This is a genomic window from Pseudomonas frigoris, from assembly GCF_047758635.1.
GTDB lineage: Bacteria > Pseudomonadota > Gammaproteobacteria > Pseudomonadales > Pseudomonadaceae > Aquipseudomonas > Aquipseudomonas frigoris.
On record NZ_CP180479.1, the window covers coordinates 1,692,751 to 1,705,502 of the forward strand.

Consider the following 12,752-nt stretch of genomic DNA (forward strand, 5'->3'; position numbering starts at 1 on the left):
TTCGTAAAATTAATCTTTCAGAAAACCGCCATAAGGAAAGCTACTGCCATGATGAATCTGATGCATTGGCGAATGGTGGTGGCGGTGGCTGACACGGGCAACATTACCCGGGCTGCCGAGCGGGTCGGCATGACCCAGTCCGGTGCCAGCCAGGCCTTGGCGTTGATTGAAGAAACTCTGGGCGTTCAGCTGTTCAGTCGGGAGAGTCGCCAGACCTTGCCGACGGCAATCGGCCTGTCTGTGATCGAACACGCGAGAACCATGCTCGGGGCCCTGGAAAATATCCGCACCAGCGTCGATGCCACCAAAGACATTCAGCGCGGGACGATTCGCCTGGCCAGTTTCCCCATGGTGCTGGCGACTTTCCTGCCGCCGCTGCTGCGTCAGTTCAACCGGCTTTATCCCGGCATTCAGGTGGTCGCGCTGGAGGTCAGCGACGATGAAGTGGAAACGCTGCTCGGCGCCGGGCTGGTGGACGTCGGCGTGGTGTTGAAACCGGCGCCTGAGCGCAATGCCGGTCGGTTAGGAACTGATGCCTGGATGGCGGTGGTGCCTGGCGGCCATCCTTTGGCTCGCCGTTCGAATGAAGAAGGCGTCTCCCTGGCGGAGTTGGCGGAACAACCTTTTGTACTGGCCACGGGCGGTTGTTCGACCAACGCTCGCAGCCTGGCGGAGGATGCCGGGCTGCAACTGCTTGATGTGCGGGTCGAGGTCCGTGAATGGAGCAGTGCGTTCACCCTGGTGCGGGAAAACATCGGCGTGACGCTGGTGCCGGAGATGACGCTGCCGAGCCAACTTCAGGGGCTGCGCGTGGTGCCGGTGACTCCGCGTATCGATCGAGAGTTTGCTTTGGTGGCCGCTGCGAACAAGCCACCCTCGGCGGCGGTACAGGCGTTGATGGGCATGCTCGCCGAGAAATGACGCATACCGAAGCTGAACCGATTTTGTCCTCAATACTGGCCGACTAGTGGCCTTGCTTACCTGCCTCGCCAGTCTATGCTGAATCGTAACTAACTATGTCGACCACCATGTGAAGGCTGTCATACACGTTAAAAGCGTGCGCAACCCAAGGCACCGACTCTGAACAACACGGAGCTGTCCGGTCAATGGAATGTCTTATCAGAACGTTAGGGCTGGCCCGATTCCGGGCTATCAAGAGAAGGATGTCTTGATAAGAGCGTTGCTACATGGACTCTCCGATTAAACATCATTGATCACCTGACCAAGTCCTTCCTGTGGAGGGATGCGTGTGCCTGTTCCTTGGAACGTAGTGGTGGAGCTGTTGAAAGACCAAAGAACTTTCATCAAACAAAAGACCGCGCTGAAGGTGATACGACTATGTTTAACCGACGTCACAAGACCGACCTGCTGGAAATCGAACGATTCAGTTGCGCGCTGACCGAGGCTAACGCGAAGTTGGCCGCAGTCAGCCGCTCGATGGCGATGATTGAGTTCACCCCCGAAGGCATCGTGCTCGATGCCAACGACAACTTTTGCAGTGCCATGGGTTACAGCGCCGAAGAAGTGCGCGGTAAGCATCACCGGATCTTTTGCGAAGAAGCGTTTTATCGAAGCGAAGCCTACGCCAAGTTGTGGCGTGACCTGGCCCGTGGCGAACCGGTGAGCGGGAACTTTTTACGCTTGAACAAGAGCGGCAAGGAGATCTGGCTCGAAGCCAGCTATATGCCGGTGTTCGGCGCTGATCGTCAGGTTCGGAGTGTGATCAAAGTCGCCACTGATATCTCAGCCAGGACCTATAAGGAACACGAAAGCGAGAGCATGCTCGCGGCGATCGGTCGTTCCATGGCCGTGATCGAATTCACTCCGGATGGCAAGGTCATCACGGCCAACGACAACTTCTTGAAGACGATGCATTACTCGCTCAATGAAGTGGTTGGCCAGCACCACAGCCTGTTTTGTCATCGTGCCGAAGCCGAATCTCAGGCCTACAAAGCGTTCTGGGCCTCGCTCAATCGCGGCGAATATCACTCGCACCGTTTCGAGCGCAAAGATAAGCACGGTCATACGGTTTTCCTGGAGGCCTCCTACAACCCGCTGTTCGACACCAAGGGTCGATTGTACAAAGTGGTCAAGTTCGCCAGCGACATCACCCAGCAAGTCACCACCCTGCAAACCGCTGCGGAATCGGCCCACAGCACCTCGGTACAAAACGACGCCTGCGCGCAGAAAGGTTCCCAGGTGGTTCAGCAAACCGTGCAGATCATTCAGGACATTTCCAAAGACTTGAACGAAGCGGCGCTGAGCATTGATGCCGTCAGCAAACAGTCCGACATCATCGGCACCATCGTTCAGACCATTCGCGGCATTGCCGATCAGACCAACCTGCTGGCGCTCAACGCCGCGATCGAAGCGGCCCGGGCCGGGGAGCACGGGCGCGGGTTTGCGGTGGTGGCCGATGAAGTGCGCAGCCTTGCGGCGCGAACCAGCCAGGCGACACTGGAGATTGTCGATGTGGTGCGCAGGAACCATGACTTGTCGTTGAGCGCGGTGTCGAGCATGCAATCGAGTTTGAGTCGTACCGGATTAGGCGTGGAACTGGCGAACGAGGCGGGGGAGGTGATTCTGGAGATACAGCAAGGATCGCGGCATGTGGTGGATGCGATCAGTCAGTTTAATTCGACGTTGCAGATAAGTTGATAGCGGCACATTGAAAAGGGTCCCTCGAAGGGTAATGTCGATCAGTTAAGCCAAAACGCGATCCGTAGCAGCTGGCGAAGCCTGCGTTCGGCTGCGCAGCAGTCGTGAAATCAGACGATGCGGTGTTTCAGGAAGACCGCAAACTCAGGTTTTACGACTGCTACGCAGCCGAACGCAGGCTTCGCCAGCTGCTACGGATTGTGTCGTTCCTTAACTGACTGGCATTGCCCTCGAAGGGACCCTCTTTTATTGATTTCCGCACTTTTAAAGCGAAGCGAGGAACTTGTCGACCACCTGGCTGCTGCCTTTTTCGCTGCTGCTGTTTTCCTTCTCGGCCTGCGCCAGTTTGATCTTGTCTTGCATGCGCTCGGCAATCTCTTTACCGATCGCCAGTTGTTTTTCCGGTGGCATGGTTTTCAAGTCATCTTCCGTCAACCCCATCTCTTGCAAAATACTGTCGCGCAACCGCTGCTCCGGTGTTTTGCTCATGTACTCCTTGAAGGCGTCCGTGGCTGTTTCAACATCGGCGGGTAGGTGGGCGGACGAGGCTTGCAGTCCCACGCGGGTTTTGGCGAACGCTTCATCGACGTTATCGCTGATCCGGGTTGCTTCGCTGACTTGTTGGGTAGCGATTTGGGTGGCTGAGTCCTGGACCTGCTTAGTGGTCTGCGCGGTTTGCGCTTGCACATTGTGTTGCAGGGCTTGTGTCATGGCGGCTTGTAGGCCGCCCTGAAGTCCGGCGGCGGCGTCCGAGATCGGTTCGTCGCCGGGTCGCTTGGGGAGGGGCGTCACCAGGTTTTGTTTTGCACTGACCAACATGATGAATAGACCTTGTAGGTATTTGCGGTGCAGTACTTTCAGCAAATACTGTGCCTAATTAAAAACACTAACAAAATCAATTGATTGTTGTTTTACGGCTCAAGGGTGACCGAGGGGTTGAGGTCAACCTTTGCCGCCGGGCGGCTGAGGTCGACCGCTTGCTGCACCAGCCACTACGAATGTTTATTTTTTAGCGATTTGTAGCGCGGGAACCGCTCAAGGCAGGCCGTTGCAGCCGTGTTTCAGGAATCCCGGGCGTTGTGCCAACCGTTGGAAATACTCGTCGATGGCCGGGTAGTCGGGGCGCTCCATCGGTGTCATCAGCCAGCGGTTGACCGACAGCCCGATGACGATGTCCGCCAGTGTGAAGTGTGGCCCGGCGACATACGCTTTGGTGGCCGCGAGCTGATGCTCGAGGATGCCCATTTTCTGATTCCAGTTGTGTACACCGGCGGCAATGTGATGCGGGTCCTGGAACTCCGGATCTTTGCGCACCAACGCCGTGAACGCAAAGCTCCAGGAGGCATTGAGTTCAGTCGCTTGCCAATCCATCCACTGCTCCACCCGAGCGCGGGCCGCCGATTCGTGGGGTAGCAGATCGGTGTTGTGGTGTTTGCCGGCCAGATAGCGGCAGATGGTGTTGGACTCCCACAGCACGCCGGCCTCATCGATGATCACCGGCACCAGTGCGTTGGGATTGAGCCTGAGAAACTCCGGCGTGTGGGTCGAGGCATAACCGCCGCCCCAGTCTTCACGTTCGTAGGTAACACCCAGTTCCTCACAGGTCCACAGGACTTTTCTGACGTTAATGGACGAGGCTTTACCCAGAATCTTCAGTGCGTGTTCCATTGAGCTACTCCATTAGCGATTCGACGCTTCAGGAAACTAACAGACATTCAGCGTTTTCAAACCGGATCCGGCAGCGCTGAAGTTGGCAAACCAAACGTGCGATCAAACAACCAGTTGAAGGCGAAGGTGTAGCACGGGATGAAAATGATCAGCGCCGCGTCCAGCAGAAAGGCTTGCACCAGGCTGATGTTCATCCACCAGGCGATCAACGGGATGAGGAACACTATCAAGGTTAGTTGAAAACCCACGGCATGGGCGATGCGCCGTTTAACGGTGCGGGTTCGCGAAGGCTGACGGCTTTCCCAGCGTTCGAACAGCGTGGTGTAGATGAAATTCCAGGTCACCGCAATGGTGGTGATGATCACGGCCAACGGGCCAGTGCTGCCGGGCGAGGTGCCGGACAACAACGCCAGGCCCAGGGCCGAGAAGGTCATGCCGATGACCTCGTAAAGCGACACGTAGATCAGTTTTCGTTTAACGCCTTGCATGGGACTTTGCCTCTTTCTGCGAACTTGAAGCCAGGAGCACTGGCGAAGGCGGCGAAAGATAGCTTCAATAGACGTGACAGAAAAAGTCGGTAGCTTTCAGTTTTATTGATAGGAAGAGGAATGAATTTCAACAGTGACAGCATCGAGTTGTTCCTCGCGGTGATCGAGCGCGGCTCGTTTTCCGCTGCCGCCCGGGCGCTGGGTAAAGTGCCGTCGGCGGTGAGCATGGGCATCGCCAACCTGGAAGCCGAGCTCGGCTATCCACTGTTCGATCGCAGCCATCGCGAACCGGTGCCGACGGCGATGGCCAGCGCATTGGTGCCGCATGCGCGACTGATTGCCGAGCAGCTCAAACAGCTGCAAGTGCATGCGGTCGAGTTGTCGCTGGGGCTGGAAAGCAAGTTGTCGATCGGGGTCGTGGCGGACATCGACAAGGGCCGCGTGATGGCGGCGATCAAGGTCATCGCCGAGCGTCATCCGCTACTGGAAATCGAAATGCTCAGCGCACCGCAGGATGATGTGCTGGCGATGCTCCACAGCGGCCGGGTCAGCGTTTGCCTGGCGTTCGCCGGGCTGAGCATGAACGTGCTGGAGCGGTTCCAGTTCGTTGGCACCGAACGGATGATCGCCACGCTGGCGGCGGACAATCCGCTGTTTCAGGGCAAAGATTTGTTCCTGGAAGACTTGGTCCACGTACGGCAAATCATCGTCGCCGGCCGCGACCTGCCGATCAGCGAAACCCGGCCACTGGTGGCCGAGTCTTACTGGCGCACCGACACCTTGGCCATGGCGCTGGAAATGGTCGAAGCCGGATTGGGTTGGGGCAATTTTCCGCTGTCGGTGGTCCAGCCTATGCTTGATGCCGGAAGGCTCAAGCGTCTGAGTTTCCGCAACATTGAGAACGGGTTGGTGCTGCCGGTGCATGCGGTGTGGCTCAAGAGCCAGCCATTGCAGAAAGGGGCGTTGGCGTTTGTGGAATTGATGGGGCGTTGATCCAGTGTAGGAGCAAGCTCGCTCCCACAGTGGCTACGTACTCTCGCGCACCTTCAACTCAAACCCCATGTCCTGCACTGGTTTGGCCACCGTGTTGCCAGCCATCAACGTCAACATCTGCTCCGCTGCGCGGCGGCCGATGGCTTCTCGCGGGGTGCTGATGCTGCTCAGACGCGGGACCATGTGCGCCGAGGCCGGCAGGTCGTTGAAGCCGAGGATCGCCACTTGTTCGGGGATCTTGATCCCGCAGCGCATGGCTTCCAGCAGTGCGCCCTGGGCCAGGTCGTCGTTACCGAAGAAGATCGCGTCGACATCGGGATGAGTGGCGAGCAGTTGCAGGAACAGTTCGCCACCGAGGCCGACGGAGGAGGCGCGGGGGGTCAGCACTTCCAGGTCCGGGTCATACAAACCGGCCTTTTGCAGGGCTTTGCGGAAACCTTCGCCGCGCAGCAACGTGCGTTGATCCAGTTGCGCGCCGATGTAGGCCAGGCGTTTACGACCCCTTGACAGCAAATGCTCGGCCGCTGTCTCGCCGGCAGCGAGTTGCGAAAAGCCCACGCAATTGAGCCCGGCGGCGCTGTCCAGTTCCATCATGTACACGCACGGAATGTTGCTGGCCTCGATCATCCGGCGCGAACTTTCGGTGCGGTCGAAACCGGTCAGCAGCAGACCGCGAGGCTGATACGCCATGTAATTGCGCAGCAGGTTTTCTTCTTCGTCACGTGAGTAGTGGAAGTTCCCGATCAGCACTTCGAAGCCTTTGGGGCGTAAAACCTGATGAATGGCTTCCAGCGTGTCGATGAACAATAAGTTGGACAGTGACGGCACCAATACCACCACCGAATGGCTCTGGGCCGAGGCTAACGCGCGGGCGGCAGGGTTGACCACGTAGTTGAGTTCAAGCGCCGCTTTCTGGACTTTTTCCACCAGTTCGGTGGCCACCGTGCTGACCCCGCGCAGGGCGCGAGAGGCGGTGATCGGGCTGACACCGGCCAGGCGTGCGACTTCGTTCAAAGTGGGGCGGCCAGTGGTGCGCGTATTTTTATCGTTTTTAGAGGAGATCATCGGACGGCTTGCCAAACAAAATTCGAGGCACTAAGGTAGCGCTGTCTCGACGCAGCTGCAAATGCGTGAGCGGGGTTTGCCTGATCCCCGTTTTTTGGCGTTGAGAACGAACATGCTGCAACCCACAAAAATGACAAGAAGGCGTCGGCAACTTCTGCTTTTGATTGGAGTGTCCTGTCTCATAAATACTGTTCATTTTTGACGGTGTCTGTTGCTGTCATGCTGCGTTACCGCTCCTCGCCATAGCCAGCTATGACTCGTCGCGGTGCCTTGCCTGACAACAACAGCCACTCGTCAAAAAGGAACGTATTTATGAGACAGGACACTAATGTCCTAACTGTCAAAGGTAGCGCTGTCTGCGCGCTGAGGTGTTACATGAATCATCCCATCACCGCCCTGGTCATCATGGGCGTTGCCGGTTGCGGCAAGACTTGCGTCAGCGAGGCCTTGTGCCAACTCAGCGGCGCGACCGCCATTGAAGGCGACACTTTTCACCCTGCCGCCAATATCGAAAAGATGAGCGCGGGTATCCCCCTGAACGACGACGACCGTGCCGGCTGGCTCGACAGCCTGTGCGATGAATTGCGCCGCATCGACGCCAAGGGCGAACGCCCGGTGCTGACCTGCTCGGCCCTCAAACACATTTACCGCGAACGTCTGCGCAGCGCCTTGCCGGGCCTGGGCTTCGTGTTCCTTGAACTGACCCCTGAAGTTGCCGCTGATCGTGTCTCCCATCGGCCGGGCCACTTCATGCCGTCGACGCTGATCGACAGCCAGTTCGCCACCCTTGAATCGCCTGTTGGTGAGCCCCTGACCCTGGCTCTGGACGCGTCTAACCACAGCGTCGACCAATTGGCGAAGCAAGCTCATGACTGGTGGCAGGCTCATGGCCTGAAACACGCCGTATGAGTTTTGCCCGAAGAGATAGCGCTGTCCTGATGGCTTGCGAATTACCCGCTTTAATAACAACAACAACAACCAGGAGACACCCCTAATGTTTGGCATGTCCCACGAGACGTTCCTGCTGCTCGATGCAGTGGTCACGGTGATCGGGCTTATTGTCCTGATTACCAAATTCAAGCTGCATCCCTTCATTGCTCTGATTATTGCCGCCGCGTTTCTCGGGCTGACCTCCGGCATGCCGATCGGCACCATCATCAAGGCGTTCCAGGACGGCTTCGGTGGGGTGCTCGGTTTCGTCGGGATCATCCTCGCGCTGGGCACCATGCTCGGCAAAATGATGGCCGAGTCGGGCGGGGCGGATCAGATTGCCCAAACCCTGATTCGCGCGTTCGGCAAGGACAAGGTGCAGTGGGCGATGATGTTCGCCGCGTTCCTGGTCGGCATTCCGCTGTTTTTCGAAATCGGCTTCGTGCTGCTGATCCCGCTGGTGTTCATCGTCGCCCGGCGTACCGGCGTGTCGATCATCAAGATCGGTATCCCGCTGCTGGCCGGTCTGTCCGCCGTGCACGGTCTGGTTCCGCCGCACCCGGGCCCGTTGCTGGCCATCGGCGTGTTCGGTGCCGACATCGGTAAAACCATTCTCTACGGTCTGATCGTTGCGCTGCCGACGGCCATCATCGCCGGCCCGATCTACGGCACGTTCATTGCCAAGTACATTCCGGGTCATCCTAACCAGGAACTGGTCGACCAACTGGCGCGCGAGCCAGAGGCAGCTGAGCTGCCGAGCTTCAGCATCACCCTGATCACCGTGTTGCTGCCGGTGTTCCTGATGTTGCTCAAGACCTTTGCTGACGTGGTCCTGCCGGACGGCAATTTCTTCCGCTCGTTCATGGACCTGATCGGTCACCCGATTTCGGCGCTGCTGCTGGCGTTGCTGCTGTCGCTGTACACCTTCGGGCACCGTCAGGGCATGGGCTCCAGCAAAATTCTCAAGTTGCTCGACGCGAGCCTTGCGCCGACCGCCGCGATCATTCTGATCATCGGTGCCGGTGGTGGCTTCAAGCAGATGCTGGTGACCAGCGGCGTGGGTGACGTGATCGGCCACATGGCGGTGAACGCACAGATCTCGCCGATCCTGCTGGCCTGGCTGGTGGCGGCGGTGATTCGTATCGCGACCGGTTCGGCAACCGTGGCCACCATTACGGGCGCGGGCATCGTGGTGCCGGTGGTGGGGATGATTCCAGGTGTGAACCGTGAGCTGCTGGTGTTGGCCACCGGTGCTGGTTCGTTGATCCTGTCGCACGTGAACGATGCGGGTTTCTGGCTGGTGAAGCAGTACTTCAACATGACCGTGGCGGAAACCTTCAAGACCTGGACCGCGATGGAAACCATCCTGTCCGTGGTGGGCCTGGGCTTCATCCTGCTGTTGTCGCTGTTCGTCTAAGTCACTGACACCGCAAAACCAAATGTGGGAGCGGGCTTGCTCGCGAAGGGGCCGTGTCAGACAACATCAATGTTGACTGACACACCGCATTCGCGAGCAAGCCCGCTCCCACAGTGTTATGTGCAGGGCGTCAAGATTTGCTAATTAGCCCATCCGCCCGGAACATCCCGCGAATCCCGCGTATGGCCTGACGAATCCGGTCCTGGTTTTCGATCAGCGCGAAGCGCACGTGATCATCCCCATATTCACCAAACCCTACGCCCGGCGAGACGCAAACCTTGGCCTCGGCCAACAGTTTCTTGGCGAACTCCAGCGAGCCCAAGTGCGCATAAGCCTCTGGAATCTTCGCCCAGACGTACATCGACGCTTTCGGATTCTCGACCATCCAGCCCAGTTCATGCAGGCCTTTGACCAGCACGTTGCGACGCTGCCGGTACTGCTCGGCGATGTCTTTGACGCACTGCTGATCGCCTTCCAGCGCCGCAATCGCCGCGACCTGCAGCGGGGTGAACGTGCCGTAGTCGTGATAACTCTTGATCCGCGCCAGGGCATTGACCAGTTCGGCATTGCCGACCATGAAACCGATGCGCCAGCCCGCCATGTTGTAGCTCTTGGACAGGGTGAAAAACTCCACCGCTATGTCCTTGGCGCCCGGCACTTGCATGATCGACGGGGCTTTCCAGCCGTCGTAGACGATGTCGGCGTAGGCCAGGTCGTGCACCACCAAAACGTCGTACTGCTTGGCGAGGGCGATCACCCGCTCGAAGAAATCCAGCTCCACGCATTGGGCGGTGGGGTTGGACGGGAAGCCGAGAATCATCATTTTCGGTTTCGGAATCGAGCCACGAATGGCGCTTTCCAGTTCGGCGAAGAAGTCCACGCCCGGAATCAACGGCACCGAGCGCACCTGGGCGCCGGCAATCACCGCGCCGTAGATGTGAATCGGGTAGCTCGGGTTCGGCACCAGAACGGTGTCGCCCTGGTCGAGGGTGGCCAGCATCAAATGTGCCAGGCCTTCCTTGGAACCGATGGTGACGATGGCTTCGCTTTCCGGGTCGATGTCGACCTCGTAGCGATCCTTGTACCAATTGGAAATCGCCCGGCGCAGACGCGGAATGCCCTTGGACGTCGAGTAACCGTGGGTGTCTTCGCGCTGGGCGACGGTGACGAGTTTTTCGACGATGTGCGGCGGTGTCGGGCCGTCGGGGTTGCCCATGCTGAAGTCGATGATGTCTTCGCCACGACGACGGGCGGCCATCTTCAGCTCGGCAGTGATGTTGAATACGTAAGGGGGGAGTCGATCTATGCGCGCAAAGCGGCGCGGCGAACCTGGGTTAGCCATTGTTGCCTCGGATAACGTGAGCGCCCGGAACCGTCCGAGCGACGCTGGTCACTGCGGTGACCTGTGGCGGAATGTAAGGGTTGATGTGGCAAACTGTCCAGCGACTATGTAAACAAATTTGTCCGAAGGAAATCGGTTGATGGAATTTACCAGTGGCTTCTTGCTGAGCCTTTCGCTGTGCCTGGACATCGGCGTGGCCAACATCGCTATGATCACGTTGGCGATGCAACGTGGCTATTTTCAAGGCTTTGCACTGGGTTTGGGGACGTGTGTCGGCGACCTGATCTACGCCGTGCTGGCCTTGGCCGGGATGACCGTTTTGCTGCAATACGAAAGCGTGCGCTGGGTGCTGTGGATCGGAGGTTCGGCGCTGTTGTTGTACTTCGCGGCGAAGATGATCTATTCGGCGATTCACCATGAGGCGGTACTGGCGCAGGCCGAAGATGTGGGTCAGAACTCCCATCGGCGCGAGTTTTTCCGCGGGATCTTCCTCGCCATGTCGTCTCCCAGCGCCATTCTCTGGTTCGCGGCGGTGGGCGGCACATTGATCGCTCGTTCCGGTGGCGGTGGCGCCCTTAGTTCGGCGCTGTTTCTCGGCGGATTTCTCTGCGCCGGGGTGCTCTGGTGCGTCGCTTTGTGCTTCGCCGCGAGTCACGGCGGCAAGTTGCTGGGCGACAAACTGCTGCGTTACTCCTACATGGCATCGGCGGCGATCTTCTGCTATTTCGCGGTCTACGTGATCCTATCGGGGTATAACGAGTTCGTCGGCGCAGGTGCCGTCGAGCAGTTGCACGCACTGTAACTGGGCGAATTCGGTTTGGGTTCTATACTCCCAGCCGAACCCACTTTTTTGTTCCAGGAGTTGAGTCATGGATGAGCAAACAGGCGTCGAAACGGCCAAGCCACGCTTCGAGCACGGGCACTTCCTGCTCATTGCAGGGCTTGGCGGCCGATTTACCACGGATACGACCAGTGGCATACCCGATCTCTGGGAGAAATTCATTCCCGAGATTGGCAAAATTCCCGGTCAAAAAAGCGAAGTGACCTACGGCATCTGTTGCAATCCGGATGGCAAGGGCGGATTTGAATACATTGCCGGCGTCGAAATCGACAAACTCGACGACCTGCCGGATAAATACCGTTGGGTCGAGGTCCAGCCTCAGCACTATGCCGTGTTCGAGCACAAGGGCTCTCTGGATATGTTGCCCCAGACGTTTCAGTACATCTGGAAAACCTGGCTGCCGCAGTCCGGTTATCAGGCGGCGGACGCCCCGGAATTCGAACGCTACAGCGAAGACTTCAACCCGAAGCTCAATACCGGCGTGCTGGAAATCTGGCTGCCGCTCAAGCCTTGACTCCATCAGGAGGCGGACTTGGCGTCCGCCTCCTGCTCGTTACTTGCCTTGCTTCATCCGTCGCGCCCGCAACAGGTCAATCGACAACGTGATGAAGCCAAATGTGCTGATGCCCAACAGCATAAGAAGTCCGATCTGAACGCTGCTCATGGTGTGTTCCCCCTATTGATGGCCAGAGACAGGACACATCAATAATCCGCACCGACGAGCAATGACAGCGCTTATACGCAGGCTTTACGGCACCTGCGGTGATCGATATGAACACCTTATTAATTTATGATCCCCAGCCTTCCTCTCGTTGATTTCGAGCTGCCATGAACACCGTCATCCGCCACGTCACACCTGCTGATCTGGACCGCTGCTACGCCATTGAAACCGTTGCCTACGAAGGCGACGAAGCCGCGACCCGCGAGAAAATCGCCACCCGCATCGCCACCTGGCCCGAAGGTTTCATCGTGGCCGAAGTCGATGGCGTTGTAGCCGGTTTCATCAATTCCGGTGCGGCGTTTCAGGTCGAGATGTCGGACGAGGCGTTCAAGGAACTGATCGGCCACGACCCGGCCGGCCCGCACGTGGTCATCATGTCGGTGGTGGTGCACCCGAATTATCAGGGGCAGGGCCTGGCGAAACGGTTGATGGGCGAATTCATCGAGCGGATGCGCGCGTTGGGCAAGACCAACATCCATCTGATGTGCAAGGAGCGGCATATTCCGCTGTATGCCGGGTTTGGCTTTGCCTACATCAAGCCTTCAGCGTCTGACCATGGCGGGATGGCTTGGCATGAGATGGTGTTGGAGTTGGGAAAAGAGCAAATGAGTTCTTGAGATAAGTTTTTT

General features: G+C 58.1%; 12 protein-coding genes and 2 pseudogenes. 9 read left to right on the top strand and 5 right to left on the bottom strand.

From position 1 onward, the window contains the following. Nucleotides 1–48: 48 nt before the first annotated feature. From ACMXYH_RS07590 to ACMXYH_RS07600, 3 genes and pseudogenes are all read left to right on the top strand, one after another. On the top strand, nt 49–921 hold the full coding sequence (locus ACMXYH_RS07590; RefSeq protein ID WP_415766737.1) for a LysR family transcriptional regulator: 873 nt from the start codon (nt 49–51) through the stop codon (nt 919–921). A gap of 522 nt (nt 922–1,443) precedes the next feature. Then, a pseudogene (locus tag ACMXYH_RS07595) lies at nt 1,444–2,115 on the top strand (PAS domain-containing protein); the annotation flags it as partial. A gap of 111 nt (nt 2,116–2,226) precedes the next feature. Then, nucleotides 2,227–2,658: pseudogene (locus ACMXYH_RS07600) on the top strand (methyl-accepting chemotaxis protein); the annotation flags it as partial. Nucleotides 2,659–2,922: 264 nt separating this feature from the next. On the opposite strand, the gene ACMXYH_RS07605 reads toward ACMXYH_RS07600, so the two are convergent. The 3 genes from ACMXYH_RS07605 to ACMXYH_RS07615 all read right to left on the bottom strand — a co-directional run bounded on the left by ACMXYH_RS07605 (nt 2,923) and on the right by ACMXYH_RS07615 (nt 4,814). Continuing rightward, nucleotides 2,923–3,477 carry a hypothetical protein gene (locus ACMXYH_RS07605; protein WP_134417668.1) on the bottom strand — a complete coding sequence of 185 codons (555 nt, stop codon included), beginning with the start codon at nt 3,475–3,477 and terminating at the stop codon, nt 2,923–2,925. Nucleotides 3,478–3,693: 216 nt separating this feature from the next. Continuing rightward, nucleotides 3,694–4,326 carry a glutathione S-transferase family protein gene (locus tag ACMXYH_RS07610; RefSeq protein ID WP_415766738.1) on the bottom strand — a complete coding sequence of 211 codons (633 nt, stop codon included), beginning with the start codon at nt 4,324–4,326 and terminating at the stop codon, nt 3,694–3,696. Between the two features lie 56 nt (nt 4,327–4,382). Then, complete coding sequence (locus tag ACMXYH_RS07615) at nt 4,383–4,814, bottom strand: PACE efflux transporter (protein ID WP_415766739.1); 432 nt, start codon at nt 4,812–4,814, stop codon at nt 4,383–4,385. Between the two features lie 120 nt (nt 4,815–4,934). Here ACMXYH_RS07615 and ACMXYH_RS07620 point away from each other — a divergent pair, with 120 nt between their 5' ends. Then, entirely contained in the window at nt 4,935–5,807 is an 873-nt protein-coding gene (locus tag ACMXYH_RS07620) for a LysR family transcriptional regulator (RefSeq protein WP_415766740.1), read from the top strand. 33 nt (nt 5,808–5,840) lie between these two features. Here ACMXYH_RS07620 and ACMXYH_RS07625 read toward each other — a convergent pair whose 3' ends face one another. Next, complete coding sequence (locus ACMXYH_RS07625; protein ID WP_415766741.1) at nt 5,841–6,872, bottom strand: LacI family DNA-binding transcriptional regulator; 1,032 nt, start codon at nt 6,870–6,872, stop codon at nt 5,841–5,843. Between the two features lie 375 nt (nt 6,873–7,247). Here ACMXYH_RS07625 and ACMXYH_RS07630 point away from each other — a divergent pair, with 375 nt between their 5' ends. Continuing rightward, entirely contained in the window at nt 7,248–7,781 is a 534-nt protein-coding gene (locus ACMXYH_RS07630; RefSeq protein ID WP_046049516.1) for a gluconokinase, read from the top strand. An 85-nt stretch (nt 7,782–7,866) separates the two neighbouring features. Then, complete coding sequence (locus ACMXYH_RS07635; protein ID WP_415766742.1) at nt 7,867–9,219, top strand: GntP family permease; 1,353 nt, start codon at nt 7,867–7,869, stop codon at nt 9,217–9,219. 130 nt (nt 9,220–9,349) lie between these two features. Here ACMXYH_RS07635 and alaC read toward each other — a convergent pair whose 3' ends face one another. Beyond that, nucleotides 9,350–10,561 (bottom strand): alanine transaminase, encoded by a 1,212-nt coding sequence (gene alaC, locus ACMXYH_RS07640; protein ID WP_008151144.1) that lies wholly within the window; start codon nt 10,559–10,561, stop codon nt 9,350–9,352. Nucleotides 10,562–10,700: 139 nt separating this feature from the next. Between alaC and ACMXYH_RS07645 the strand changes: the two genes are divergently transcribed. The 3 genes from ACMXYH_RS07645 to ACMXYH_RS07655 all read left to right on the top strand — a co-directional run bounded on the left by ACMXYH_RS07645 (nt 10,701) and on the right by ACMXYH_RS07655 (nt 12,740). Continuing rightward, complete coding sequence (locus ACMXYH_RS07645) at nt 10,701–11,363, top strand: LysE family translocator (RefSeq protein ID WP_129437732.1); 663 nt, start codon at nt 10,701–10,703, stop codon at nt 11,361–11,363. A 67-nt stretch (nt 11,364–11,430) separates the two neighbouring features. Beyond that, entirely contained in the window at nt 11,431–11,916 is a 486-nt protein-coding gene (locus tag ACMXYH_RS07650) for a GyrI-like domain-containing protein (RefSeq protein WP_129437730.1), read from the top strand. Nucleotides 11,917–12,230: 314 nt separating this feature from the next. Continuing rightward, nucleotides 12,231–12,740 carry a GNAT family N-acetyltransferase gene (locus tag ACMXYH_RS07655; RefSeq protein ID WP_134417718.1) on the top strand — a complete coding sequence of 170 codons (510 nt, stop codon included), beginning with the start codon at nt 12,231–12,233 and terminating at the stop codon, nt 12,738–12,740. Nucleotides 12,741–12,752: the final 12 nt, after the last annotated feature.

Excerpts from the sequence above, each read along its gene's own strand:
- ACMXYH_RS07590 (WP_415766737.1), top strand. The coding sequence starts at position 49 with ATGATGAATCTGATGCATTGGCGAATGGTGGTGGCGGTGGCTGACACG.
- ACMXYH_RS07605 (WP_134417668.1), bottom strand. The coding sequence starts at position 3,477 with ATGTTGGTCAGTGCAAAACAAAACCTGGTGACGCCCCTCCCCAAGCGA.
- ACMXYH_RS07610 (WP_415766738.1), bottom strand. The coding sequence starts at position 4,326 with ATGGAACACGCACTGAAGATTCTGGGTAAAGCCTCGTCCATTAACGTC.
- ACMXYH_RS07615 (WP_415766739.1), bottom strand. The coding sequence starts at position 4,814 with ATGCAAGGCGTTAAACGAAAACTGATCTACGTGTCGCTTTACGAGGTC.
- ACMXYH_RS07620 (WP_415766740.1), top strand. The coding sequence starts at position 4,935 with ATGAATTTCAACAGTGACAGCATCGAGTTGTTCCTCGCGGTGATCGAG.
- ACMXYH_RS07625 (WP_415766741.1), bottom strand. The coding sequence starts at position 6,872 with ATGATCTCCTCTAAAAACGATAAAAATACGCGCACCACTGGCCGCCCC.
- ACMXYH_RS07630 (WP_046049516.1), top strand. The coding sequence starts at position 7,248 with ATGAATCATCCCATCACCGCCCTGGTCATCATGGGCGTTGCCGGTTGC.
- ACMXYH_RS07635 (WP_415766742.1), top strand. The coding sequence starts at position 7,867 with ATGTTTGGCATGTCCCACGAGACGTTCCTGCTGCTCGATGCAGTGGTC.
- alaC (WP_008151144.1), bottom strand. The coding sequence starts at position 10,561 with ATGGCTAACCCAGGTTCGCCGCGCCGCTTTGCGCGCATAGATCGACTC.
- ACMXYH_RS07645 (WP_129437732.1), top strand. The coding sequence starts at position 10,701 with ATGGAATTTACCAGTGGCTTCTTGCTGAGCCTTTCGCTGTGCCTGGAC.
- ACMXYH_RS07650 (WP_129437730.1), top strand. The coding sequence starts at position 11,431 with ATGGATGAGCAAACAGGCGTCGAAACGGCCAAGCCACGCTTCGAGCAC.
- ACMXYH_RS07655 (WP_134417718.1), top strand. The coding sequence starts at position 12,231 with ATGAACACCGTCATCCGCCACGTCACACCTGCTGATCTGGACCGCTGC.